Genomic DNA, 23,586 nt, shown 5'->3' with positions numbered 1-23,586 from the left:
CCACCTCTCGAGGGGAGGACACCGACATCCCATCTGGGAGGACGCCATGGACGTCAATGAGGTCATCGACCGGGCCCGCGACAGCATCACCGTGAAGCGCGTCTATGGAGAGGCCATCCAGCAGGACGGCATCACCGTGATTCCCGCGGCCCTGGTGGCCGGCGGAGGCGGCGGAGGTGGAGGCGAGGGGCCGGCGGCGCTCCAGCAGGCTGGAGTGGAGGGCGAAGCCGTGAAGGGCAGCGGCTCCGGCAGTGGCTTCGGTCTGAAAGCCAGCCCCGCGGGCGCCTTTGTCATCCGACAGGGCAACGTCACCTGGGTTCCTGCCGTGGACGTCAATCGCATCATCCGGGGCGCCCAGTTGCTCGCGGGAACGGCGATCCTCCTGGTCGGCCTGCACCGCCTGCTGAGCGCACGCCGTTCCGCCCGCCTCCTGCGGCACGCCTGGCGCTGAGCTCGCCGGGCCCCGTCGGCGTGGCGCCCCTGCACTCCCATCCCTCCGCAGGTGTAGCTGCACCACCGCCGTATCTCCTCACGGAGCGCGCTGAAGCATCCCTGCGGTACGCTGGCGGCGCACGAGGGCGTCCTCGTGCCCCCATGGAGAGCGCATGAGCCCGCCGGACCACCCGCCCGTCGACACCGTGGCCATTGTCGCCAGCGTCAAGGCCACGGCCGAAAAGACCTGGAAGGAGTCCGTGGATACGAAGCGGGGGAATCCCGCCGACGCCGGGTTCATCAGCTGGAATACCCGCCTCAGCGATCCGCTCCCCATGACGTGGCCCCTCGTGGAGCCGACGTTTGCCTTCTACGCGTACGCGAGAGGCATGAATCCCATGCGCCTGCGGGATGGGGAGTTCGTCGGCCCCACCTGGGCCAGGATCACCTGGGCGGCGCAGGGCCAGAAGCTGGAGCTCACCCGACTGGACACCCGGCTCACGTCCCACGGAGTCCAGGGTGTACGGCCGCTGCGGAAGGAGGAGCTCGAGGCCCTGAAGGTGAAGCCGCTCGAAGTGCTCCTGGGCCCGCGGACGAAGGCCGCGGATCAGCAGCTCAAGTCCTATTACTGCCTCCAGCGCTCCGTCGGAAACATCCCCCCCGAAGCAGTCACTGCCCATGCCGCGTTCTTCGAGTGGCTGGGCTGTGGGCCCTAGGTTTCCGCTCCGGCCGCCTGCTCAACCCGCTGACCGGGCGAGGACCTCCTCGCCGCGCCGTGCCAGCTCCGCCAGAATCAGATGGGAGATGTAGTACTCCGGCACCAGGCGCTGTCTCAGCGACGCCGGGTCCGCTCGACGCAGGTCGTTGTCCAGGAACCTCGCGACGAAGAAGGACGGCAGTCCACCGACGCAGTACCCCACCACCCATCCCACCGGAACGCCCCCGACTCCTCCCATCCATCCCAGGAGGCCGTGCCCCACGAATGCGCCCACACCCGCGCCCGCCAGGGCCGATAGCACTCGAAACAAGTCGAAGACGGTGAACACCCGCTGTCTCCTTCCCACGAAAGCCCGTGCCGGAATGGCACAACCCTCGGGCCCGCCAGAATGACAACCTGACGGGCTGGTGGCTCGATTCAAGGGGCCTTGCTCTGCACCGGCGCAGGAGCCGTCGCCTTCTCCAGCAAGTATCCGGGGTGTTGAGCGCCAGGCCGCGCTCCCATCAGACGCGTGGCAAGGGCCTACCCTCGGAACCATTGAACTTTTCCCAGATTGGCATCGTCCTCGGCATCCCGAGGGTCGGCTGACGAACGCGTTCACCGGAGGTTTCGTCAGCCAGTCCCCGGTCGTCCCTGGGCGGGCGCAGTCCTGCGCCTGGACGTCCCGAAAGCGTGCGCTCCTGGATTCGAACCATCCCCAAAGTCCAGGAGTGAGTCTCCATGATGCGGGTCAAGTCATCCGGTGCAGGCCTGTTGCGCACGTCGTGCACCTTCATCCTCACGTTGCTTTCGATGGGAGTCGCCGCAGCCTGTGCGGGGCCGGAGGCGGAGCCGCAGGACGCAGAGGGGCGGCTGCTGTCCCAGCAGTCGGCGGCGCTGGTGACCTCCGCGGGGGCGGACCCGGCGGTGAGGCCTGGCTTCTCCTGGGTCCCCGCGGTCACGCCGCCCGCCACGCATTGGGTGAACAACGTCACCGGCGACGACTCGCGCGTGACGCCCACCGAGAGCCTGCCCTGGCGGACCATCAATAAGGCGGTCGGTGCGGCGCCGGCCGGCTCCGTCATCTATGTGCAGAACAGCGGCGTGCCGTACCGGGAGCACGTGCAGCTGTCGCGTGCGGGCTCCGCCACCGCGCGCTTCATGCTCGTCGGCGTGCCGTACGGCACCCACACCGACCTCCCCGAGTGGCGGGACGAGATCGGCGTGAATCAACCCCAGGTGAAGTTCACCTCCAGCTACTGGATCGTGAAGGGCTTCCTCTTCAACAAGGTGGATTCCACGCATAACAGCTGCGTGAGAATGTCTGGCTCGGACAATGCGCTCATCGAAGTGCACTGCCACGGTGCCCATGGCGTGCCCGCGGAGCATGCCATCAGCATCGCTGGCTCCAATCAGCTGGTTCGCAAGTCCAAGTCCTACGACAACCTCGCGACGGGCTGCACGAGCAACTGCGACCTCCACGGGTTCAGGGTGGGTCCAGGCTCCAAGCGCATTGTCCTCCAGCAGAATGAGGCGTGGAACAACAGCGGCGACGGGGTGCAGTGCATGGGCTCGGAGAGCGACGCCACGTTGGGGGACGCGGAGGATGTCTGGATTGAGGACCACCGACTCCACGACAACAAGGAGCAGGCTGTCGACATCAAGAGCTGCAACCGGGTGACGGTCGCCGGGACCGACGGCGTGGATGGCAGCAAGTTCTACGCGCAGGCCCCGGGTGGCGCGATGGTCATCCACTTCAAGGCGCGCAACATCCTGATCGAGAAGACCCGCTTCTGGAACAACAGCCACGGCGTGAACATCGGGTCGTATGGGACCGACCACGATACCCAGAACATCGTGCTTCGCCGGAATCTCTTCTTCGACTTCACCATCGACCCGGCGCAGCCCGGCACTCAGTCCGCCCCCAAGGGCTACGGCATCCTGATGTCGAAGGTCACCAACGTGGACATCTATCACAACACCTTCGACAACATGCCCGGCGGCGGCATCTACGTGGGCTTCGCCGCATGGACGGGCAGTCTCGTGAATGCCAGCTCCAACGTGCATATCTGGAACAACATCTTCAACGACGTCTCGCTCTGGGCCATCAAGTGGAGGAGCGCGTACGGCCCCGGCTTCTCCAGCAAGTACAATCTCTATCACCGCGATGCGGGGGCTGCGGTGTTCGACATCAACCACGCTTCGAAGAGCTTCGCGGCGTGGAAGGCGGAGAGCGGGCAGGACACGGTAGGCAGCAGCGAGCAGAGCCCGCAGTTCGTCACCAACCCCCAGGCGAACGACTACTACACGCTGAGCACGTCGCCGGCGCGCAATGCCGCCCTCGACGACACCGGTCAACCGCGGCCGTGTGCCGGCACCCAGGCCCCTCCGGACATCGGCTTCAAGGAGACCTGCACCTAGCCCTTCAGTAGTAACTCGCGCAGCCAGACCAGTTGGCCATGTAGCACTCACCCTTGTAGACGCGACCCACGTCGCCAGGGCACTTCCCCGGCTCCGATGACTCCACCTTCACCCAGCACTTCGGGCGCCGCTCCAGGTCGGAGGCAAAGTCGTCGTCTGGCTCTGATGCGATGGCTTGCCCCTCCACCGTGCGGCCTCGAAGCACCACAGCGGCCACTACCGCCCCAGCGAAGAGGACAGCAATGACAATTGCGAACACCCTCATCCAATTCATGACGTCTCCCGGCGAGTCAGGAAGGATACAGCGGTTCGGCGGATGACGTGGCGGGTGGCGCATCGCGGTCGTGCGGCCCTGGGCTCGGGTCCAACTGGCCGCCGTAAGCGGGACCGACGTCCGTGAAGTCCAGTGCCCGAAGCCATGCGCTTCGGGCACTGAAAGCACCGGGTCAGCGCTTCAGCCACATCGGCTCGCCGGGGCACAGCCGGCAGCGGGCCTCACCGTTGGCACAGGAGGCCGCGCAGGACGGGAGCGCCGCGCGGGCCGAGCTTCCGGCGCGGTACAGCAGGTCCTGGTACGCGATGGAGCCCACGACGGGGTGCATGCTCTGGAACTGCACCACGGTGGCCCCCGAGCGCTTCAGCCGGAACGTCGGCGTCCCCACCGCCAACGTCGTCCGGATGGCTTGCACGCCGCCCGCCGTCTTGTCCTCGCCGTAGGTCGTCGTGCCCTGCGTGATTTCAAGCCGGCCCGCCGACGTGAGGAAACCCACCAACTCCACGTCGTTCGTCGCCGGGCACCCGGCCTTGCACACCGCGAGGTTCGCTGACGTCTGGGTCGTGGGCACGAGGGATGGGTTCTGGATGCGGTGGTTGTAATACAGCACGTCGCGCTCGATGGTCGGCCGCGTGCCCGTCTTGAACCACTGGATGTAGTACGCGGTCATGTCGTACGCGGGCCACTGCTTCCCCGTCGACGGCCGGATGTTGTGGTGCTCGTGCTGGTCGTTCCAGGTGACGATCTGGACCTCGTCCAGGCCGTCCGCAATCACGTTCTCCCAGATGGAGCGGAGCGTCAGTGAGTTGCGCGCCTCCCAGAAGCTGGAGCTCCCGGGCCTGCAAGTCATCCTCGTCGACGACACGGAATTCCCGAAGAAAGGCCTGCATTCGGCGGGTGTCGCACGCCAGTACTCGGGAACCCTGGGCCGCACGGACAACTGCCAAGTGCGGTGAGTCTGCACGTTGCGGGCGAGAAGGGTAGCGGCTGCATTGGATGCGCTTGTACCTCCCTGAAGAGTGGACGACGGACAGACAGCGCATACGGGCAGCAGGTATCCACGGGAGGTCCGCTTCGAGCGGAAATGGGAACTGGCACTCGAGCTTCTTGATGAAGCCCTCGGATGAGGCTTGCATGAAAAGCTCGTCTTAGCTGACTCGGGCTACGGCAGTTGCCGCGAATTTCGCCGAGCATTTCGGGCCAGGAGGCTGCACTTCCTGGTGGGCGTGCAAGGCAACCTCAACGTGTGCCTCCGGAGGCCATGCCGCTGCTTCCTTAACGAGTGCCGCACCCAATAGGCCATCTCGCACGCGCTATGTCGATGAGTCAGGTCACTATCCCGACCTCATTGAGCGGTTGGCGCGCACCCTCCCTCGGTCCCCCTTTCACGTCGTGCGCTGGGGACAGGGGAGCCGTGGCGTGCAGTCCTCGCGCTTTGCCACCGTGCGCGTCCACATGGCGGAGCACTACTTCTGGCGCGAGCCGCCAAGTGAAGAGGTGTGGCTGCTGGTGGAATAGCCGCGCGGCGAGGCAGCCCCGACGAAGTATCACTTTCCAACCCTGCCTCTAGAGACAACACTCAAGAAGTTGGGCCGTCTGTCCAAGCTGCGCTGGCGGGTAGAGCGTGACTATCAGGTACTGAAAGGGGAGGTCGGTCTGGACCACTTCGAGGGCCGTAGTTGGGGAGGCCTCCACCACCACGCCACGCTCTGCATGGTGCCCCATGGTTTCCTCGCCCTCCACCGGGCGCATTTCCCCCCGGGGCAGACCGCGGTGGACGCTGCCGCAAGTGCGCCGGCAACTCCAACTCCTGCTCCTTCGCCGCATCGGGCACTGCCCCCTGTGCCTGCGCCCGGTCAACGCTCAAGCGCCTCCTCGTGGGCGATTATGCATGTGAGCGAGTAGAATTAAAACTGCCCAACCAAAGTCAGCGCTATGGGGGTGCGCCCCTCTGCGGACTGTCCCATCTCTTACGTTGTCAGGGACTCCAAGCCTATCCACTTCGAGTTAATGAATCATTACCTTGTTCATGCGGCACTAGTCCACGCTGTTCGGGGCTCCTCTGATGGTACTGCGCATGGTCGAGCACTGCCTGCGCTGAGAAGGGAAGTTCATGCCAGTCGGCCAGAAGCATGGAAGCGTTGCGGCACCTGCTCCGATCATCACCCTGCCTCTGCTCGAAGATTCGCTCGCGCTGTTCAAGCAGGCTCAGCCTGAGACGGTCACCATATTGCCTACCTATCGGTGCAATGCTGCGTGCGCCGAGTGCTGTTTCGAGTCGAATCCATCCATTAAGCACCGGATGACTCGTGCGGATCTGCTGAGGCTCGTAGAGCGGGTGCGCACCGAACTTCCAGGCGTAAAGTATGTCGTGCTCTCCGGTGGAGAGGTGACGCTCCTCCGCGAGGACCTGATCGCAGTCATTGCACGGCTCTCGGAACTCGGGCTTGGCTCGCGGATCGTCTCGAACGGGCATTGGGGGCGCACGGATGAGAGCGCGGCTTGGTGGGTGGAGAATCTGATGACGGCCGGGCTGAGTGAACTCAACCTGAGCACCGGTGATGACCACGTCCAGTTCGTCCCGCTCGACAGCGTCGCAAGGGCGGCGTCCCATGCCGCCCGGCGGGGGCTGACCACGTTGGTGGTTGTGGAGGGAAAAGATGATGCACGGCTTAAGGTGACCGACATCACCGGGCATCCGCTCGTCGCCGAGTGCTGGGCAACTCCGGAACATCGGGACCGGCTCCTAGTGATGACGAACATTTGGATGCCTTTCCACGACGAATCGGACATCAAGAACGAGAAGGTCGCGCCCGACAGAAAGGGGTGCGACAACGTGTTCGAGAACTTCGTGGTGAATCCGTATGGCCACCTGCTGTCCTGCTGTGGGCTGACCATGGAGTACATCCCCGAGATGAAGATCGGGCAGGTGGAATCACTTAATCTGCGGGAGGCATACACTGGGCAGTTCCGAGACCTGTTGAAGCTGTGGATCTGGCTTGATGGCACCCCCTACGTGCTAGAGCAGGCATCCGAGCGAGCAGGTATTTCCTTGGAGCTGGTGTCGCCACACCAGTGCTCCATTTGCGCGCAGCTCTACCAGAACGACAAGCTACGAGCCGCAGCGCGCGACTTGGTGCTGGAGAATGCGGAGCAGCTCCTACTCCGCGCGATGATCAAGGCGCGATTGATGGGCCGGATTCCCGACAGTGTGGCGCCCCCCCATTCGAAGGACGTCTCTCGTTCAATGGAGTAGGACTGATATGGCGAAGAGGGGACCATCAAAGAAGGGGCTTAGGCTCTTCGGCGCTCCAGAACCCGAGGACTTCCGGAAGACGCCTATCGGCTCGGCCTTGGCGGAGAGCGCAAAGATCCATTTCGAGAAAAAAGTGGACCAGGACCGCCTCCTAGCCGTGGAGAAGGTCGCGCTCGACATCTTCTACGACCCCCTCGCGGCTCGGGCCTTCGCCGTGAACCCGGAGGAGTATCTGCGGAGTGCAGGCTTCGCGAACGTGAAGCTCGACCTTTCCAGCGCGCAGGTCCGCACGGCGATGGCGTTGGGTGATCCTAAGGTCCGCCACGCGGCGAGAAATGGAGACGTGGAGAAGTTCCTGGACGCTCTGATGGAGCAGGGAATCCAGCCGACCCCCTCCATGATGCCCGCATTTGCGTTCGAACTCGCGGCCGTGCTGTCAGCTGTAGCCGTAACCTGGGCCGCTGTTGGCTTCTCGGTGGGAGCAGGAATGTGGGTGGGCGCGTACGCGGCGGTTGCTGTGAAGACCGCCGTCAGGGTCAGCGCGATCTCAGTAAGCCCCGAGACGGGTGGTCGTAGCATACTGGGGGTCAAGGAGCACCAAGAGTTGATTTCTCGGATTGCTCACCACGTCGGAGGTCCCACCTTCGCGCGGCAGGTCTTAACCAGCAGCACCGAACGAATTATCGGCGAGTACGTGAAGCTCCACCGGCGGACGCTGGGGCTGCCGGAAGAGCCGTGAACACACTTCCTCTCTACGCAGAAACCCAGCGGTTCCGTGCCCGATGGCTCTGGGCACTGCTGCTCTCCGCAGTGCTGCTACCCATCTTGCTTACGGGAACATTCCTCTACATCCAGCTCTCGACCGGGCAGCCAGTGGGTGACCGGCCACTCTCTGACACCGCACTAGCAGCGACCTTCGCCGGAGCGCTCGTGCTGGGGCTGCTGCTCGTGACCTTCATCGCCTCCGCGAAGCTGGTGATTCGCGTAGAACGAACGGTGCTCTCGGTCCGATTCTTCCCGTTCACCCAACAGCGCTATCCGCTCCGGGACGTGGTGCGCTGGGAGGTGCGCGACTATCGCCCTATGGCCGAGTACGGCGGCTGGGGCATCCGTTGGGGAAGGGGCGGCAGGGCGTACACGGTATCCGGTCACCGGGGCGTCCAACTGGAACTCCGGGGTGGGCGGAAGGTTCTCTTGGGCTCACAGCGCCCCGATGAACTCGCCGCAGCGTTACGGAAGGCCCACGACCTAGGCTGAGACAGGGCTAACACTGCGCGAACAGATGATTCGGGCTCGGTAGCTCCGTGTTAAGGGAGCACTACGCCAGCCTCACTGTGCAAGCTTGGCCAAGAATCTCTCCGATTAAAGAGGTCGGCGGCGAGGACACCGGCAACACCCGCGGTTACAAGTGAGAGTTCACCCTGCCGGGCTCATGCCTGCTCATGGGCGTGCCGCTGCTGCACTTCCGCTTCAACTGGAAGCCGGTACGGCCGGGACGAGGCGTCCTCCCGCACTGCCCCGTACCGCCGCGCGTACAGCCCGGCGCCCCTCGAGCGCATTCAGCGCTTCAGCCACATTGGTTCGCCGGGGCACAGCCGGCAGCGGGCCTCACCGTTGGCACAGGACACCGCGCAGGACGGGAGCGCCGCGCGGGCCGAACTTCCGGCGCGGTACAGCAGGTCCTGGTACGCGATGGAGCCCACGACGGGGTGCATGCTCTGGAACTGCACCACGGTGGCCCCCGAGCGCTTCAGCCGGAACGTCGGCGTCCCCACCGCCAACGTCGTCCGGATGGCCTGCACCCCGCCCGCCGTCTTGTCCTCGCCGTAGGTCGTCGTGCCCTGCGTGATTTCAAGCCGGCCCGCCGACGTGAGGAAACCCACCAACTCCACGTCGTTCGTCGCCGGGCACCCGGCCTTGCACACCGCGAGGTTCGCTGACGTCTGGGTCGTGGGCACGAGGGATGGGTTCTGGATGCGGTGGTTGTAATACAGCACGTCGCGCTCGATGGTCGGCCGCGTGCCCGTCTTGAACCACTGGATGTAGTACGCGGTCATGTCGTACGCGGGCCACTGCTTCCCCGTCGACGGCCGGATGTTGTGGTGCTCGTGCTGGTCGTTCCAGGTGACGATCTGGACCTCGTCCAGGCCGTCCGCAATCACGTTCTCCCAGATGGAGCGGAGCGTCAGTGAGTTGCGCGCCTCCCAGAAGGCCTTGTCCTTGGGCCGGTAGTCCTGGCTGCTCATCGGGTGCATCCACGACTTCCCGTACCCGGCCGCCTTCGTCTTCAGGCTCCCGGAGTACCCCGCCGTCGTCACCGGGACGGCCGTCCCCCACCCCGCGTAGGCATCCCCCACGCTCTTGTACTCCTCGAAGAGCGCCGTGCTCCCCGTGCCCAGGAAGACGGGCACCAGGTACAGGCTCATGCCCAGCTCCGCCGACGCGCGCTGCTTCACGGTGGCGTAGAACGCCGCCGTCCGGCCCTGCGCCGGAGGATTGAACAGGCCAACGACATACTTCCCATCCGGCCGCCGCAGGAGCGCCGCGTAGCCCTTCAGCTGGCCCAGGATGCGGATCATCAGGTCCTGGTCTCCCGCCTGGCTCCCCGTCCCCAAAATCGTCATGTCGAAGTTGGGGACGATGTCGAAGCCGCCGACCTGCGAGGCCGCGTCGACAATCGTCTTCGCCCGCGTCCACACCGCGCCGTTGTTCACGTCGCTGTCGGTCCACAGGTTCAGATAGAAGCCGTCGATGCCAATCCTCGCCGCGAGCTCGATTTCGTCCTTCGCGTCGCGAAGCCGCCAGTCCGTCTCCGTGCGAGGCAGTCTCGGGAGCGGCCGCTCCCGCATCATGCCGCCGTAGGCCGCGTGGGTTCCGCCCTCGCCATTCACCGCGATGTAGTTGCGCTCGTAGTAGTCGTTGGACGTCGGGTTGGTGTTGTCCATTGACACCGGGTAGTAGTGCCAGTGCGCATACACGCGCTTCGCCGAGCTCCGGAGCGTGGCGCGCGACACCGCGGTGAACGGCCACTCACACGGGCCACAGTCCGGCCCGCAGTCGACTCCCGTCTCGGTGCCGTTGCGCACCCGGTCCGAGCAGGTCGCGGCGGGCGTCACGCTCAGCGGGACGGTGTACTCGTTGTCGCTCTCGTTGGTCTCCGCCGGCAGGCGGTTGATGTCATCCACACGCGCGAGGAGCGTGTGGGCCCCCGCCATGGCCGGCGCGGTCCACACCTTCGTCCCCGAGGGGCCGGAGTTGGCGGTGAGCGTGACGCTGGCCCCCGGCGCGAGGGAGGTCGTATGCGTGTCCGACCACGACACCTGCGCGCCGTCCACCCAGAAGGAGAGGCCGTGGATGATGCCCGTGGGCGTCGCGACGTTCCCCGCGTTCTTGATGGTCGCGTTGAAGGTGACGGCACCGCTCGGGACCACCGTGGTCGGGCTCACGCCCGTGACGACGAGGTTGTAGCCGTCCACGAGCGCATCCTGCTGTGAAGCCAGGGGCTCCTGGAGCGGATCCCCGCCACAGCCCATCCACGCGGCCAACAGCCCCAGGGACAGGACCTTCCATGCGCTCTTCAAGTGATGAATCGCCGGGTGCATCCAGAGGCTCCGTTCAGCGTGCCGCCTCCAAGGGCGGGCCGGCTCCATTGTCGCGGCGGAGCTGAACGGGTTGCTTCGGGAACAGCGATGCCGCGCCATGAACTTCGGCGGATGCTCCGGTGTGGTTGCGCGTTGTGCACCCGGAACGGTCAACCCATCAAGGAGCACCGCAGGGCCGAGTTGGAATAGGGTGCGCGCTCAATGTCGCTCCCCCTGGTCCACATCTACTGCGACGGCGCCTGTTCGCCGAACCCCGGCCTGGGAGGCTGGGGGGCCATCCTCATTGCTCCCGAGCGCAAGGACTACCGCAAGGAACTCCAGGGCTCGGAGGCGGACTCCACCAACAACCGGATGGAGTTGACCGCGGCGCTCGTCGCGCTGAAGGCCCTGAAGCTGCCGTGCCGCGTCCAGGTGTTCACCGACTCGAAGTACGTGTGCAACGCCTTCGCGGAGAAGTGGCTGGACACATGGCAGGCCAATGGCTGGCGCACGTCGGGCAAGAAGCCCGTATCCAACGCGGACCTGTGGCGCGAGCTGCTGGAAGCCGTCCGCGCCCATCAGGTGACCTGGCATTGGGTGCGGGGCCACTCGGATGACGTGGAGAACAACCGCGCGGATGCGCTGGCCGTGGCGGCCCGGCTCGAACTGGCGGCCCGGCTCGAACGGTAGGGACCGATTTCGAGCCCCAGGGGCCGCCGACACGGCGGCCTAGGGAGCCGCAGCGGCAAGCGTGGACGCGTCCCCACCCTCGGGCGGAAGGGGCGCCGCGCCCGCGGGCATCACCTCTTCCAGCGTCGTCGCCATGGTGAAACCATCATGGTAGACCGAGGCTGTCTGCGGGATGCTCGCATCCCGGTAGTAGCCGAGCTGGAGGTAGCCCTGCATGTCCGGGAAGCGCGTGGCGATGTTGCGCTTCGGCACCACCAGCTGGCCGTTGTGGTACAGCGCGATGAAGCCGACATTCGGGTCGGGCGACCACTTCACGTGCATCACGAAGTCGTTCCATTGATCCCGCTGAACCGGCGCCTGCCACAGCACTTCGCCCGAGCTTCCTCCGACGCGCATGTTCATCGTGTCGTTGGTGACGAAGAACTCGAGCGGCGGGGAGCCACAGCAGCCGTCATGGTGCCATTGCGTGAACACCTGCCACCGCGGTGAGCTGGGGAACTCCTGGGGAAACAGGGTGCTCCACTTGTAGTAGTACTCGGAGCCGTCCTGCTCATAGGTGCCTTGGACCAGCTCGTTGCGATTGCCGCTGGCATTGATGGGTTTGTCTCCCTGCTGGACGGTCACCTTCAGTGCCTTGTTGCCATCCCGGACAAGGTCGCCCTGCACCTGCATGCGGTCCGGGGCAACAGCCCAGGTCTCGCTGTACTGAGACAGGTCGCCGGTCTCGAAGTCTCCCTTCCAGACAACGGAGGCTTGCGCCACGAAGGGCAGCAGGAGCGCCAGGGGTGCGAGTTTCAGGAGTCGAAGCATCTTGGTCCTTTTGTCCGGGGGTTGAAGAGGACAGACAAAGGAGACCCGCCGATGCTTCCCGAAGGCTCGCGCGCGCGTCGGCGGAACGGCCCAGCAGGCTTTCCTCCTGGACGCCCGCCACGGTGGCCTACGGCCGGGCCGCCACCTGCCCCATGCACTGCATGACCGATGTGACGGTTGAGCAGACTCCGACAGGAGCCGTCCGCGCGTCCGCCTGCACAGCGGCAACATCAGGAGGAAGAGCGCACCCGCCCATCAGTGCTCGGCGAGGTCCGGTGCCAAAGGATGTCCCCACCGGGTCCGGCGACGGCGTGCCCTTCACTGCCGACAGGCTCCTCCTTCCCGTCGCACAGGAAGTCGATGCCCGCGGTGTCGTGGGCCGGGACCTTCGCGAGGAAGCGCTCACCGGATGCGCCGCGCCCGACGATGACGCCGAACCTGGGGCTGCCGTCGCGTTCGTACAGCACCGTGTACGTCTCGATGCGGCCGGGGCCCGTGGCGCCCTCCACGAACGGAGGGACGGGGCCACGCGCGGCGTCCGCTTCCGCCTGATACTCGAAGCATTGGGGGAGCGTTCCGGCGGGCGGCGGCTCGCGCGTGAGCACGAGGCTGTGGTTGTGCGTCGCGAAGCCGCCGTTGCCGAAGAGCAGCCCGTAGCGTCCTTGCTCGCGCAGCCGCTGCACCATGCTGACCACCGCGTGGCTCATGTAGTTGGCGATGGGCCCACCGCCGAACGTGAGGCCGCCGAACACGGTGGCTGGCTTCTCCAGCGGCCAGCCCAGCACCCGGCGCGCCATCTTCGGCACGCAGGGGAAGCAGCTGTAGAGCTCCACGAAGTCCAGCGCGGCGACGGTCAGCCCGTTCAACTCCAGCGTGCGTCTCAGTGAGACGGCCATGCTCGGCGAGCGTGCGTAGCCATCCCTCGCGAGGAAGTCCTCCGGTTCGTGCGCCGCCACGCCTCGCCCCACGTACACGAGCCGGTCCTCCGGCACGCCGTGCGCGCGGGCCTTCGCCAGGCTGGTGACGAGGAACCCCGCGCCCTGGTTGACGGCGCTGTTCGCGACCATCCGCTTGCAGTACGGGAACGCGATGGGCCGGTTGGACGGTGAGGGCGTGACGATGGCCTCCACGGACGCGGGCTCGCGGATCCACGCTCCCGGGTTGCCCGCCGCGACCTGGGAGAACCGCGACCAGATTTCGCCACTCTCCCGCTGCGCCTCCGCCAATGTCTGGCCATACGCGGCGCGGCCCGCATTCTCATAGAGGGGATAGACGTCGACCGGCGAGTTGAGGCCGTAGCGCCGCCGGTAGGCCGCGTGCGCCTGGACGCCAATGCTGGTCGCGGCGTTGTGCGCGGAGGGGGCGTCCCCGGCCGCCAGGGCCGCGCGCCGGGCCGCCGTGCGCAGCGCCTCGCCGCCCACGACCGCGGCGACCTCCACTTCCCCGGAGGCAATCCGGTTGGCGGCCTCATGGAGCAACCGCACCGGGCTGTGCCCATGGGCTTCCGCTGTCTGCTCCAGGATGCGAGGCCGGGCTCCCAGCCGCTCCGCCAGCGGGAGCGGCAACGGTCCCATCTGCCGGAACGAGAGCTGGTCCACCACCGCCAGCGAGTCCAGCCGGGAGAGCCAGCCCCCGCCCGCGTCCGTGTCCGCCGCCCGCAGCGCGGCCTCCATCAGCCCCAGCGAGTCCAGGCCCCGCAGCGGATCCTCCGGACGGTCGTTGACCTGCCCCACGCCCACGATGACGGGAATCCTGTTCGCGTCCTTCATGCCTTGGCTCCGGGTCCGCTCCGCACTGCCCTGCTCCCACGATGCAGCCTCCACGGTCAATGCGCCACAGGCCGCCAATATCATCCGGGCAGAATTGACGCCCATTTCTACCCGGGTAATATCTTCGCCATGCCCTCCCCTTCCGCCACCTGGACCGCCTTCGCCGGCCAGCGTCTGCTTGCCTCCGGGTCACCCGCCGAGGTCGTCACCGCCGCCAAGGGCGCGCTCGACGCAGGTGAATCCGAATCGCTGCTCCTGTTCGACGACGCCACGGGGCGCACGGTGGACTTCCACCTGCGCGGCACGCTGGAGGAGGTGCTCGCCCGGCTCCAGCCCGCGCCGGATCCCGCCGCTGAATCCTCCGAGCCCCGAGGCCCCGGCCGCCCGAAGCTGGGTGTGGTGGCCCGCGAGGTGACGCTGCTGCCGCGCCACTGGGAGTGGCTGTCCGAGCAGCCCGGCGGCGCGTCCGTGGCCCTGCGCAAACTGGTGGAGGCCGCTCGTGCGACCAGTGGAGATGCCGACCGCGTCCGCCGTGCCCAGGCCGCCACGGACCGCTTCATGACCGCGATGGCCGGCAACGCGCCGGGCTACGAGGAAGCCGCCCGCGCGCTCTACGCGGGCGACCGCGCACGCTTCAACAAGTGGACCCGGGCCTGGCCGGACGACATCCGCGACTGCGCGCGCAGGCTCGCGGCCCCTGCCTTCTCCAAGGAGACGCCGTGAACCACCAGTGGGTGCTGAAGTCGCGTCCCCACGACGAAGTCTCCGACGCCTGCTTCGAATGGCGTCAGGCACCGGTGCCAACCCCGGGCCCCGGCGAAGCGCTGGTGCGCGTCGTCTGGCTCTCCATCGAGCCCACGCAGCGCACCTGGCTCAATCCCCACGCGACCTACATCCGGCCCGTCGAGCTCGGCGAGGTCATGCGCGGCGTCGGTGTCGGCCAGGTCATCGCGTCCCGCTCCGAACGGCTGGCCGTGGGGGACTGGGTGACGGGCATGACGGGCTGGCAGGAGTACGCGCTGGCCGGTGACGCGGGCCTCTTCGGCTTCAACAAGGTGCCGGACGGCATCGATCCCAAGGCCATGCTGAACCTCTACGGCGCCAGCGGGCTGACCGCCTGGATTGGCATGACCGACGTGGGCCGCGCGGCCCCCGGTGAGACCGTCCTGGTCTCCGGCGCCGCCGGCAGCGTGGGCTCCATCGCCGGGCAGGTGGCGCGGCTCCGGGGCTGCCGTGTCATCGGCATCGCGGGCGGTCCACGGAAGGCCGACTGGGTGACCCGCGTCGCCCGCTTCGATGCCTGCATCGACTACAAGTCCGAGGACGTCCGGACGCGACTCCAGGCGCTGGCGCCCAAGGGCGTGGAGGTCTTCTTCGACAACGTGGGCGGGCCGGTGCTGGAGGCGGCGTTGGATCACCTCGCCGTGCGCGCCCGCGTGGTGCTCTGCGGCGCCGTCTCCTCCGGCTACAAGGACCACGACTACGGCACCACGCCACGCAACTACATGCAGCTGGCCTTCAAGCGCGCGCGCATGGAGGGCTTCATCTTCCTGGACCACGTCCCGCGCTTCCCCGAGGCCTTCCGCGAGCTGTCCACCTGGGCCTCCCGGGGCGAGCTCGTCCATGCGGAGAGCATCGCGGAAGGGCTGGAGCAGGCTCCGTCCGCGCTGCGCGGCCTCTTCGAGGGCCGGAACCTGGGCAAGCAGCTGGTCCGCGTCGCGGCGCCTCCGTGACCGCGATAGCGTGCGGGTTCCACCTCACGCACGGAGCCTCGAATGAAACTCCAGACCACGCTGACCACCGTCCTCGCCCTCGCCACGGGCGTCGCGGAAGCCCGGGACCCCGCGCAGGACGAGCGCGAGCTGCTCAAGGTCGAAGCCGCGGTCTGCCGCGCCTTCGAGACCGCTGACGCCGCCACGCTGCGCAAGAGCCTGGACGCGCGCTTCACCCTCACCGACTCCAAGGGCACGGTGACGGACCTGGAGCAGAACCTCGCGGAGGTGACGAAGAAGGACCCCGTCTACGAGGTCTTCCGCAACCACCACCAGAAGGTCCGCCTGTACGGCGACGCCGCCGTCGTCACCGGCATCACCACCCTCAAGGGTCACTCCGGCAAGACGCAATTCGAGGGCGACTACCAGTTCACCGACACGTGGGTGTACCGCGACGGCCAGTGGAAGCTCGCCGCGAGCCACGCGACGCGTCTGGCCAAGTAGCCCGCTTCATGCCGCCGCGGCCTCCTCCCGGACGACCGGGGCCTCCGGCTCGAACAGTCCCTCGCGACGCTGATCGAGCCGCGTCTGGATTTCCTTGATGAGCTGCACGCAGAGGAGCGCCACGGCCACGGAGCAGACCGAGGACAGGAGACTCACCATTTCGATGGTCGTGCTGTCGACCTCTCCAAACTTGCCAGCCATCATCCTCGCTTCCGCCTTCTCCAGCGTCCGCCCCACGAAGTTCACTCCCCACCACAGCTGCAGCGGGAGCGCCGCGACGAAGGACATTCCCCCCAGCCGATCCGCGATGTCCCGCATCACCTGGTACGGCTTCCACCAGTTCAGCACGGGGATCAACCACATCCAGACCGCTCGGGCGGGGGTCATCCCGAGGTCCGCGCCCAGGGCCTTGAGCTGCCGGACCACGCGGTGGACCCACATCAGGAGGCAGACCTGCGAGGTGAGGGCGACGACGAAGGCCAGGCCCAACGCGCCGTACTCGGCCACTTCCTGCTGCTCCCCCTTGAGCTCGGGGTACAGCAGGAGGTTGAAGAGCAGTCCCACCAGGGACGCGCCGCCGGAGACGTATTGCAGCACCGTGGCGCGGCGCGCCCTCGCTCGCGAGTCCGGCACCTCCAGCGCGGAGAGCCGCGTGCACTCACGGCATCGGCCTTCGCTCCCCTCGCATCCCAGGCAGGCGTACCGCCCACACCGCGCACAGGTGCGCACCGCCTCCCATTCGGGATGCTGCGGACACATGGGCTGCGACGCGACGTCCCCCTCGGCGGCGTTGAGCATGAAAGGAATTAGGACCTGCCTTCAATCCTTCGTCAATCCCACCACCTGATTGAGGTTGGCCCCCAGCCGCCGGAGTCCCTCCGGGACGCGCACGGCCGGAATGCCGCCATACCCCAACACCAGCCCCGCCCGCGCCCGCGGCCCCGCGAAGTAGCGCGACAGGGTGATGAGCCCGACCCCCGCTGCCCGGGCCCGCGTCACTGTCTCCCGCTCCAGGGCCAGGCCGCCCCGCCGGAAGGTGGCGCTCAGGTGCAGGCCCGCCACGGAGGGCACCACCTGGAGCCAGTCCCCGCAGTGGCGCGCCAACCCTTCCGCCACGCAGGTGTGCCGCGCCTCGTACTCCCGCCGCATCTTGCGGATGTGACGCGCGAGCAACCCGCTGTCGATGAACCGCGCCAGCGCGGCCTGCTCCGGCACCGGGCTGTGCCAATCCATCACACGCCGGGCCCACCGCAGCTCCCGCTGGAGCGACGGCGGCGCGACGAGGAACCCCAACCGCAACATGGGGACCATCACCTTCGAGAACGACCCCACGTAGAGCACCCGTCCGGAGCGGTCCATCCCATGCAACGTCTCCAGGGGCCGGCCTCCGAAGCGGAACTCGCTGTCGTAGTCGTCTTCAATCACCACCGCGTCCCGCCGCTTCGCCCACTCCAGCAGCGCCACCCTGCGCGCGGGTGACATGGGCATGCCCAGCGGGAACTGGTGCGACGGCGTGACGTAGACGAGCCGGGCGGCATCCGGCAGCGCCGCCACGTCCAGCCCCTCCGCGTCCACCGGGACGGGCACGACGCGCGCGCCCAGCGACTGGAACACCTGCCGCGCGGGCGGATAGCCCGGCTCCTCCATGGCGACGCAGTCTCCCGGCTCGATGAGCACCCGGCCCACCAGGTCGAGCGCCTGCTGCGCGCCATTGGTGATGAGCACGTCCTCCGCCTCCGCGCGCACACCCCGCGCGAGGCCCACGTGCCGCGCCACCGCCTCCCGCAGCCCCCGGTGTCCCGCCGCGTCCACGTAGCCTCCGGACACCGTGGCCGCCCGCAGCTGGCGCGCCACCAGCCGGCGCCAGGACTCGAAGGGGAAGCGGGAGACGTCCGGGCTGCCCACGCCAAAGTCATACGCGGCAGGGGCCAGCGGCGCGGGCAGGTCCGGCAGGGCTCGCCAGAAGGCTCGGGCCCGCAGCGGCACCTGGGCCTCACGCCCTGCCCTGCCGCGCGGCCGGGACGCCTCTCCCTGCACGAAGCTGCCCGCCCGCGTGCGCCCCGCGATGAGCCCCTCCGCGGCGAGCCATTCATACGCCACGCTCACGGTGTTGCGCGCCACGTCCAGGCGCAGCGCCAGCTCGCGGGTGGGCGGCAACCGCTCCCCACGCCGCAGACGCCCGTCGAGGATGGCGGCTCGCAGCCCGCGGTAGATCTGCCCGGCCAGGTCCCGGCGGCCCTGGAGCTCCACATGGAAGTCCATGCCGCATCCTCCCACGGATTGGCCCAATGGAATCCGGCAATCCTGGCCCTGTCACCGGGCCAGGGGCGGAGCACTCTTCCGGCATGACCTCTTCCGCCTACGCCTCCCACCCCATCGACCCTGAACGCATGCCGTGGATCCCCATGGGCCGGCCCGGACTCGCGTTCAAGCCGCTGCGCTTCTTCCGCGACGGCAGCGGCTGGATGTACCTCTTCCGCCTGGAGCCCGGCACGCGCATCCCCCAGCACCGCCACACCGGCGAGACGCACGCCTTCAACGTCTCCGGACGCCGCCAGTTGCTCGACACCGGCGAGGTGATTGGCCCGGGCATGTATGTCTATGAGCCGCCCGGCAACGTCGACAGCTGGCAGGTCGTGGGCGACGAGCCCGTGGTCCTGCTCATCAACGTGAAGGGCGCCATCGAATACCTGGGCGAGGACGGCCAGGTGCTCAAGAGCGTGTCGTCCGCGGACCGGCTGGAGACGTACCGCCGCTGGTGCCAGGAACACGGCGCGGAGTTCCTCGCCACCTGCGAGTAGCCCCAAGCCGCGAGAAGCTCCCGCCTTCCGGCCCGTGCGCTCCGTGCGGGCCGTCCTCACGCGGAATGTCAGACATGCTTGTTAGCTTTCGTGCTGTCCGAGGCCCGGCGAGGGCAGGCTTTCGCCGCCCCGGGCGACAAGCGTTCTCACAAATCGAGGAACATCTTGAAACATATTGGATGGAAGTCCTTGGCCGCGGTGTGGCTGACGTGTGCCCTTGCGGGCTGTGGCGCGGAGCTGGAGTCGCCCACCGGAACCCTCGAAGAGGGGGCCATCGAAGTGCCGGCGGGAGAGAGCGTTGAACAGGTCGCGGTGACGGAGAAGGGGCCTCCGCCGGAGCGGCGGCTCCAGGCCGAGGCCGTGGACTGCACCAGCACCTCCACGCTGAGCAACGGCGTGCCCGCGTCCGGCGTGGGCCAGGAGGCAGGCGCCTGGTCCTGCATCTACAAGCTCTCCGTGCCCACCGGGGCCACCCGCGTGGAATTCACCACCAGCGGAGGCACCGGCGACGGCGACCTGTACGTGCTCCGGGGAAGCACTCCTTCGGAAGCGACGAATGACTGCAAGTCGGCCAGCGGTTCCAACTCGGAGAGCTGCGCCCTCACGGTGACGTCGTCCGGCATCTACTACGCCCGGATGTATGGCTACAGCACGTTCTCCGGCGCGACCATCACGGGCACCTACACCCTGACCACCGGTCAACCGGGCTGCACCAGCACCAGCCCCATCACCAACAACTCGACCACCTACGGCCTGAGCGCGGCTCCCGGGACCTTCTCCTGCGACTACACGCTCGAAGTCCCGTCGGGGGCCACGAGCCTCACGTTCGAAACCTACTTCGGCTCCGGTGGCACGGCCCACCTCTACGCGAAGCGAGGCAGCTCCCCCACCCTGGCGTCCTATGACTGCAAGGGCACCCTGGGCGGAAGCAACAACCAGTCGTGCACCGTCACCAACCCCACGGCTGGCACCTGGCACGTGCGCTTGTACAACCCGGACGCGTCCATGACGCTCACCGGTGCGGCCCTGCGCGGGTCCTATGTCACCGGCGGCACCGGGAACCCCACCAGCGGCACGCTGACGAACAACGTCCCGGTGACGGGCCTGTCGGGCGCGAAGGACTCGTACCGCTACTGGACCATCACCGTGCCGGCCGGGAAGACCTCGCTGCTCGTGCAGACGATGTTCGGCACGGGGGACGCGGACCTGTACGTCCGCCAGGGCTCGCGGCCCGAGGATTACGTCTACGACTGCCGCCCGCTGACGGGCGGCAACACGGAGTCGTGCCTCATCAACGCCCCCACGGCGGGCGTCTACCACGTGATGATCAAGGGCTACACGGACTACTCCGGGCTGACGTTGCAGGCGTCCTACTGAACGCACCCCACACGCCCTGATGTGTGAAGCAGTGCCCGGCCCCGAGGTGATTTCTTCCCTCGGGGCTGGGGTTGGGGGAACACTCCGGCCCCATGAGCGCTCGGCGGTTCGACGTGGTGGTCCTCGGCTCCGGTCCCGGCGGTGAAGGGGCTTCGATGAAGGCGGTGAAGTCCGGCCGCAAGGTGTGCACCGTGGAGCAGGGTGCGCTGGTGGGCGGCGCCTGCACGCACACCGCCACCATCCCCTCCAAGGCCCTGCGCCACGCCATCCAGCGGCTGCTGGACGTGCAACTGGACCACCCGGAGCTGCGGGCGGAGCTGGCCCGGCACACCACCTTCAAGGACATGATGCGCAAGGCGACCAACGTCGTGTCCAAGCAGGTGCAGCTGCGCACCACCTTCTACGAGCGCAACCGGGTGGAGCTTCTGGTGGGCCGCGCGAAGTTCCGGGACGCCCACACCGTGGAGGTGACGGAGCCCCGGGGCTCCGTGGAGCTGCTCACCGCGGACGCCTTCGTCATCGCCACGGGCTCCCGGCCCTACCGGCCCGCGAACGTGGACTTCCGCCACCCACGCATCTTCGACTCGGACACCATCCTCAAGCTGAGCGAGTCCCCGCTGTCGATGATCATCTACGGCGCGGGCGTCATCGGCTGCGAGTACGCCTCCATGTTCCGGATGCTCGGCGTGAAGGTGGACCTGGTGAACACGCGCGACCGGCTCCTGTCCTTCCTGGACGACGAAATCTCGGACGCCCTCTCCTACCACCTGCGTGAACAGGGCGTGCTCATCCGCCACCAGGAGGAGATGGTGTCGGTGGAGCCGCACGACGACAGCGTGGTGCTCCATCTCAAGAGCGGCAAGCGGCTGAAGGCGGACGTGTTCCTCTGGGCCAACGGCCGCTCCGGCAACAGCCAGGACCTGGGGCTGGAGGCGCTGGGCATCGCGGTGGACTCGCGCGGGTGCATCCAGGTCAACGACGGCTACCAGACGTCCGTGCCCCACATCTACGCGGTGGGCGACGTGGTGGGCGCCCCGTCCCTGGCGAGCGCCTCCTATGACCAGGGCCGCTTCGCCGCCACGCACATCGTGGAGGGGCGGATGGAGCACAAGCTGGTGAAGGACATCCCCACCGGCATCTACACCAGCCCGGAAATCAGCAGCCTGGGCCGCACCGAGCGCGAGCTCACCCAGGCGGGCGTCCCCTACGAAGTGGGCCACGCCTTCTTCAAGAGCCTGGCACGCGCCCAGATCACCGGCCGCACCGTGGGCATGCTGAAGCTGCTGTTCCACCGGGAGACGCGAGAAATCCTCGGCATCCACTGCTTCGGGGACAACGCCTCCGAAATCATCCACATCGGCCAGGCCATCATGGCGCAGGACTGGCCGGGCAACGGCATCGACTACTTCATCAACACGACGTTCAACTACCCCACCATGGCGGAGGCGTACCGCGTGGCGGCGCTCAACGGCCTCAACCGGCTGTTCTGAAAACACGAAGGGCACCGCGGGCTGAAGCCCACGGTGCCCCGGGTGTGTCACTTCAGGCAGGAACTAGTAGCGGTAGGTGTCCTGCTTGTAGGGGCCGCTCTTCTCCACGCCGATGTACTGCGCCTGCTCCGGGGTGAGCTCCGTGAGCTGGGCGTTGAGCTTCTTGAGCTGGAGGCGGGCGACCTTCTCGTCCAGGTGCTTGGGCAGCACGTACACCTTGCCCACCTGGTACTTGTCGCTGTGCGAGTACAGCTCGATCTGCGCGATGGTCTGGTTCGCGAAGGAGCTGGACATCACGTAGCTGGGGTGACCGGTGCCGCAGCCCAGGTTCACCAGACGGCCCTTGGCCAGCAGGATGATGCGCTTGTTGTCCGGGAAGATGACGTGGTCGACCTGGGGCTTGATCTCCTCCCACTTGTACTTCTCCAGGGAGGCGACCTCGATCTCGTTGTCGAAGTGGCCGATGTTGCAGACGATGGCCTGGTCCTTCATCTTGGCCATGTGGTCATGGGTGATGACGGACTTGTTGCCCGTGGCGGTGACGAAGATGTCCGCCTTGTCCGCGGCGTAGTCCATGGTCACGACGCGGTAGCCCTCCATCGCGGCCTGGAGCGCGCAGATGGGGTCGATCTCCGTCACCCACACCTGGGCGGACAGCGCGCGCAGGGCCTGCGCGGAGCCCTTGCCCACGTCGCCGTAGCCCGCGACGACGGCGATCTTCCCGGCCACCATCACGTCCGTGGCGCGCTTGATGCCGTCCACCAGGGACTCACGGCAGCCGTAGAGGTTGTCGAACTTGCTCTTCGTCACGCTGTCGTTGACGTTGATGGCGCGGAACAGGAGCGTGCCCTTCTGGGACATCTCCTGCAGGCGGTGCACGCCCGTGGTCGTCTCCTCAGTGACGCCCAGGATCTTCGCGCTCTTGCGCGAGTACCAGGTGCCGTCCTCGGCGAGCTTGGCCTTGATGGAGGCGTACAGCTCGCGCTCCTCCTCGCTCTGGGGGTTCGCGATGACGGACAGGTCCTTCTCCGCGCGCTTGCCCAGGTGCATGAGCAGCGTGGCGTCACCGCCGTCGTCGAGGATCATGTTCGGACCCTCGTGGTCGCTGCCGGCGGGGCCGAACTCGAAGATGCGGTGGGTGAAGTCCCAGTACTCCTTCAGGGACTCGCCCTTGTGGGCGAACACCGGGGTGCCGGCCTCCACCAGCGCGGCGGCGGCGTGGTCCTGGGTGGAGAAGATGTTGCACGAGGCCCAGCGCACCTGCGCGCCCAGCGCCTGGAGGGTCTCCACCAGCACGGCCGTCTGGATGGTCATGTGCAGGGAGCCCGTGACGCGCGCGCCCTTGAGCGGCTGCTGCTTCGCGTACTCCTCGCGGATCGCCATGAGCGCGGGCATCTCGCTCTCGGCGATGCGGATCTCCTTGCGGCCCCAGCTGGCGAGCTTGAGGTCGGCGATGGCGTAGTCGTGGGGCTGCTGCTTGGTAACCGCGGTCATGGTGTGGCTCCGGATCCAGGGTGGCGCGCCGTGCTGGCAAGGGGGAAGCTGGGGCCCTGGAAAGGCCACCTCACCCTCGCAAGAAACGCGTACAGGTGAGCGCCGTTGGGTCATTCGGCTTCGAGCCTGGGGCCGGGAAGGCCTCGCAACGCTCCTCGAAGTCGCGGGGGAAACTACGGGAAGGCGCCCTGAATTTCAAAGGGCATTTGGCGCTCGCCGGGCCGGCCGCCGGTCGCATGTAGGAGTGGGCGGGAGGACATCCGCCCCCTCCCACGTCC

General features: G+C 67.3%; 24 protein-coding genes and 1 riboswitch. Of the genes, 15 read left to right on the top strand and 9 right to left on the bottom strand.

The annotated features are described in order from the left end of the window. The first annotated feature begins 46 nt into the window (after positions 1-46). Positions 47-451 carry a spore germination protein GerW family protein gene (locus D7W79_RS01750; RefSeq protein WP_120523577.1) on the top strand — a complete coding sequence of 135 codons (405 nt, stop codon included), beginning with the start codon at positions 47-49 and terminating at the stop codon, positions 449-451. A 154-nt stretch (positions 452-605) separates the two neighbouring features. After that, entirely contained in the window at positions 606-1,148 is a 543-nt protein-coding gene (locus D7W79_RS01745) for a hypothetical protein (RefSeq protein ID WP_120523576.1), read from the top strand. A 21-nt stretch (positions 1,149-1,169) separates the two neighbouring features. Here D7W79_RS01745 and D7W79_RS01740 read toward each other — a convergent pair whose 3' ends face one another. Next, positions 1,170-1,478: a hypothetical protein gene (locus D7W79_RS01740; protein WP_120523575.1), complete on the bottom strand. Its 309-nt coding sequence runs from the start codon at positions 1,476-1,478 to the stop codon at positions 1,170-1,172. A gap of 392 nt (positions 1,479-1,870) precedes the next feature. On the opposite strand from D7W79_RS01740, the gene D7W79_RS01735 reads away from it, so the two are divergent. After that, positions 1,871-3,550: a right-handed parallel beta-helix repeat-containing protein gene (locus D7W79_RS01735; protein WP_120523574.1), complete on the top strand. Its 1,680-nt coding sequence runs from the start codon at positions 1,871-1,873 to the stop codon at positions 3,548-3,550. A gap of 4 nt (positions 3,551-3,554) precedes the next feature. On the opposite strand, the gene D7W79_RS01730 is transcribed toward D7W79_RS01735, so the two are convergent. Together D7W79_RS01730 and D7W79_RS01725 are read right to left on the bottom strand one after the other, a co-directional pair. Next, on the bottom strand, positions 3,555-3,767 hold the full coding sequence (locus D7W79_RS01730; RefSeq protein WP_158616860.1) for a hypothetical protein: 213 nt from the start codon (positions 3,765-3,767) through the stop codon (positions 3,555-3,557). Between the two features lie 229 nt (positions 3,768-3,996). Further along, complete coding sequence (locus D7W79_RS01725; RefSeq protein WP_120523572.1) at positions 3,997-4,674, bottom strand: endo-1,3-alpha-glucanase family glycosylhydrolase; 678 nt, start codon at positions 4,672-4,674, stop codon at positions 3,997-3,999. On the opposite strand from D7W79_RS01725, the gene D7W79_RS45990 reads away from it, so the two are divergent. The 5 genes from D7W79_RS45990 (at position 4,610) to D7W79_RS01700 (ending at position 8,337) form a co-directional block, all read left to right on the top strand. Then, positions 4,610-4,780 (top strand): transposase, encoded by a 171-nt coding sequence (locus D7W79_RS45990; protein ID WP_208729611.1) that lies wholly within the window; start codon positions 4,610-4,612, stop codon positions 4,778-4,780. The two genes, D7W79_RS01725 and D7W79_RS45990, sit on opposite strands and share 65 nt — an antisense overlap. A 174-nt stretch (positions 4,781-4,954) precedes the next feature. Next, complete coding sequence (locus tag D7W79_RS45985) at positions 4,955-5,122, top strand: transposase (RefSeq protein ID WP_120523571.1); 168 nt, start codon at positions 4,955-4,957, stop codon at positions 5,120-5,122. An 815-nt stretch (positions 5,123-5,937) separates the two neighbouring features. Beyond that, positions 5,938-7,080, top strand: coding sequence for a radical SAM protein (locus D7W79_RS01710; RefSeq protein WP_120523570.1), 1,143 nt, complete (start codon positions 5,938-5,940; stop codon positions 7,078-7,080). A gap of 7 nt (positions 7,081-7,087) precedes the next feature. Beyond that, a complete protein-coding gene (locus D7W79_RS01705) occupies positions 7,088-7,819 on the top strand; it encodes a hypothetical protein (protein WP_120523569.1) in 732 nt (243 codons plus the stop codon). After that, entirely contained in the window at positions 7,816-8,337 is a 522-nt protein-coding gene (locus D7W79_RS01700) for a hypothetical protein (RefSeq protein ID WP_120523568.1), read from the top strand. Before D7W79_RS01705 ends, D7W79_RS01700 begins: the two co-directional genes overlap by 4 nt. A gap of 302 nt (positions 8,338-8,639) precedes the next feature. On the opposite strand, the gene D7W79_RS01695 is transcribed toward D7W79_RS01700, so the two are convergent. Further along, positions 8,640-10,682: an endo-1,3-alpha-glucanase family glycosylhydrolase gene (locus D7W79_RS01695; protein WP_208729610.1), complete on the bottom strand. Its 2,043-nt coding sequence runs from the start codon at positions 10,680-10,682 to the stop codon at positions 8,640-8,642. Positions 10,683-10,883: 201 nt separating this feature from the next. Here D7W79_RS01695 and rnhA point away from each other — a divergent pair, with 201 nt between their 5' ends. Beyond that, a complete protein-coding gene (rnhA, locus tag D7W79_RS01690) occupies positions 10,884-11,351 on the top strand; it encodes a ribonuclease HI (RefSeq protein WP_120523566.1) in 468 nt (155 codons plus the stop codon). Positions 11,352-11,390: 39 nt separating this feature from the next. On the opposite strand, the gene D7W79_RS01685 is transcribed toward rnhA, so the two are convergent. After that, positions 11,391-12,161 (bottom strand): polysaccharide lyase family 20 protein, encoded by a 771-nt coding sequence (locus tag D7W79_RS01685; protein WP_120523565.1) that lies wholly within the window; start codon positions 12,159-12,161, stop codon positions 11,391-11,393. 230 nt (positions 12,162-12,391) lie between these two features. Next, positions 12,392-13,930: an acetyl-CoA acetyltransferase gene (locus D7W79_RS01680; protein WP_120523564.1), complete on the bottom strand. Its 1,539-nt coding sequence runs from the start codon at positions 13,928-13,930 to the stop codon at positions 12,392-12,394. A gap of 129 nt (positions 13,931-14,059) precedes the next feature. Here D7W79_RS01680 and D7W79_RS01675 point away from each other — a divergent pair, with 129 nt between their 5' ends. From D7W79_RS01675 to D7W79_RS01665, 3 genes are read left to right on the top strand one after another with little or no spacing between them, the layout of a single operon-like run. Beyond that, on the top strand, positions 14,060-14,653 hold the full coding sequence (locus D7W79_RS01675) for a DUF2239 family protein (RefSeq protein ID WP_120523563.1): 594 nt from the start codon (positions 14,060-14,062) through the stop codon (positions 14,651-14,653). Next, a complete protein-coding gene (locus D7W79_RS01670; RefSeq protein ID WP_120523562.1) occupies positions 14,650-15,663 on the top strand; it encodes an NADP-dependent oxidoreductase in 1,014 nt (337 codons plus the stop codon). The genes D7W79_RS01675 and D7W79_RS01670 overlap by 4 nt, the downstream gene beginning before the upstream one ends. Before the next feature lie 42 nt (positions 15,664-15,705). Further along, positions 15,706-16,146, top strand: coding sequence for a nuclear transport factor 2 family protein (locus tag D7W79_RS01665; protein WP_120523561.1), 441 nt, complete (start codon positions 15,706-15,708; stop codon positions 16,144-16,146). A gap of 6 nt (positions 16,147-16,152) precedes the next feature. Here the strand turns inward: D7W79_RS01665 and D7W79_RS01660 are convergent, their stop codons facing one another. Continuing rightward, positions 16,153-16,944, bottom strand: coding sequence for a DUF4328 domain-containing protein (locus tag D7W79_RS01660; RefSeq protein WP_120523560.1), 792 nt, complete (start codon positions 16,942-16,944; stop codon positions 16,153-16,155). 21 nt (positions 16,945-16,965) lie between these two features. Then, positions 16,966-18,408: a MocR-like pyridoxine biosynthesis transcription factor PdxR gene (gene pdxR / locus D7W79_RS01655; RefSeq protein WP_120523559.1), complete on the bottom strand. Its 1,443-nt coding sequence runs from the start codon at positions 18,406-18,408 to the stop codon at positions 16,966-16,968. A gap of 83 nt (positions 18,409-18,491) precedes the next feature. Between pdxR and D7W79_RS01650 the strand changes: the two genes are divergently transcribed. From D7W79_RS01650 to sthA, 3 genes are all read left to right on the top strand, one after another. Then, a complete protein-coding gene (locus D7W79_RS01650; protein WP_120523558.1) occupies positions 18,492-18,947 on the top strand; it encodes a cupin domain-containing protein in 456 nt (151 codons plus the stop codon). A gap of 198 nt (positions 18,948-19,145) precedes the next feature. Next, a complete protein-coding gene (locus D7W79_RS01645; RefSeq protein ID WP_244221548.1) occupies positions 19,146-20,324 on the top strand; it encodes a PPC domain-containing protein in 1,179 nt (392 codons plus the stop codon). A 92-nt stretch (positions 20,325-20,416) separates the two neighbouring features. Continuing rightward, complete coding sequence (gene sthA, locus D7W79_RS01640; protein WP_120523556.1) at positions 20,417-21,814, top strand: Si-specific NAD(P)(+) transhydrogenase; 1,398 nt, start codon at positions 20,417-20,419, stop codon at positions 21,812-21,814. 63 nt (positions 21,815-21,877) lie between these two features. Here sthA and ahcY read toward each other — a convergent pair whose 3' ends face one another. Then, on the bottom strand, positions 21,878-23,308 hold the full coding sequence (gene ahcY / locus D7W79_RS01635; protein WP_120523555.1) for an adenosylhomocysteinase: 1,431 nt from the start codon (positions 23,306-23,308) through the stop codon (positions 21,878-21,880). Positions 23,309-23,398: 90 nt separating this feature from the next. Then, a riboswitch (S-adenosyl-L-homocysteine riboswitch) is annotated at positions 23,399-23,471 on the bottom strand. Positions 23,472-23,586: the final 115 nt, after the last annotated feature.

Origin of the sequence: Corallococcus exercitus (genome assembly GCF_003611585.1) — a bacterium.
Taxonomy (GTDB): Bacteria; Myxococcota; Myxococcia; order Myxococcales; family Myxococcaceae; genus Corallococcus; species Corallococcus exercitus.
Note: the sequence above shows the minus strand (reverse complement) of the source record. Positions and strands in the feature narration are given on the sequence as shown.

Excerpts from the sequence above, each read along its gene's own strand:
- D7W79_RS01750 (WP_120523577.1), top strand. The coding sequence starts at position 47 with ATGGACGTCAATGAGGTCATCGACCGGGCCCGCGACAGCATCACCGTG.
- D7W79_RS01745 (WP_120523576.1), top strand. The coding sequence starts at position 606 with ATGAGCCCGCCGGACCACCCGCCCGTCGACACCGTGGCCATTGTCGCC.
- D7W79_RS01735 (WP_120523574.1), top strand. The coding sequence starts at position 1,871 with ATGATGCGGGTCAAGTCATCCGGTGCAGGCCTGTTGCGCACGTCGTGC.
- D7W79_RS45990 (WP_208729611.1), top strand. The coding sequence starts at position 4,610 with ATGGAGCGGAGCGTCAGTGAGTTGCGCGCCTCCCAGAAGCTGGAGCTC.
- D7W79_RS01725 (WP_120523572.1), bottom strand. The coding sequence starts at position 4,674 with ATGACTTGCAGGCCCGGGAGCTCCAGCTTCTGGGAGGCGCGCAACTCA.
- D7W79_RS01710 (WP_120523570.1), top strand. The coding sequence starts at position 5,938 with ATGCCAGTCGGCCAGAAGCATGGAAGCGTTGCGGCACCTGCTCCGATC.
- D7W79_RS01705 (WP_120523569.1), top strand. The coding sequence starts at position 7,088 with ATGGCGAAGAGGGGACCATCAAAGAAGGGGCTTAGGCTCTTCGGCGCT.
- D7W79_RS01695 (WP_208729610.1), bottom strand. The coding sequence starts at position 10,682 with ATGCACCCGGCGATTCATCACTTGAAGAGCGCATGGAAGGTCCTGTCC.
- rnhA (WP_120523566.1), top strand. The coding sequence starts at position 10,884 with ATGTCGCTCCCCCTGGTCCACATCTACTGCGACGGCGCCTGTTCGCCG.
- D7W79_RS01685 (WP_120523565.1), bottom strand. The coding sequence starts at position 12,161 with ATGCTTCGACTCCTGAAACTCGCACCCCTGGCGCTCCTGCTGCCCTTC.
- D7W79_RS01680 (WP_120523564.1), bottom strand. The coding sequence starts at position 13,930 with ATGAAGGACGCGAACAGGATTCCCGTCATCGTGGGCGTGGGGCAGGTC.
- D7W79_RS01675 (WP_120523563.1), top strand. The coding sequence starts at position 14,060 with ATGCCCTCCCCTTCCGCCACCTGGACCGCCTTCGCCGGCCAGCGTCTG.
- D7W79_RS01665 (WP_120523561.1), top strand. The coding sequence starts at position 15,706 with ATGAAACTCCAGACCACGCTGACCACCGTCCTCGCCCTCGCCACGGGC.
- D7W79_RS01660 (WP_120523560.1), bottom strand. The coding sequence starts at position 16,944 with ATGCTCAACGCCGCCGAGGGGGACGTCGCGTCGCAGCCCATGTGTCCG.
- pdxR (WP_120523559.1), bottom strand. The coding sequence starts at position 18,408 with ATGGACTTCCATGTGGAGCTCCAGGGCCGCCGGGACCTGGCCGGGCAG.
- D7W79_RS01650 (WP_120523558.1), top strand. The coding sequence starts at position 18,492 with ATGACCTCTTCCGCCTACGCCTCCCACCCCATCGACCCTGAACGCATG.
- sthA (WP_120523556.1), top strand. The coding sequence starts at position 20,417 with ATGAGCGCTCGGCGGTTCGACGTGGTGGTCCTCGGCTCCGGTCCCGGC.
- ahcY (WP_120523555.1), bottom strand. The coding sequence starts at position 23,308 with ATGACCGCGGTTACCAAGCAGCAGCCCCACGACTACGCCATCGCCGAC.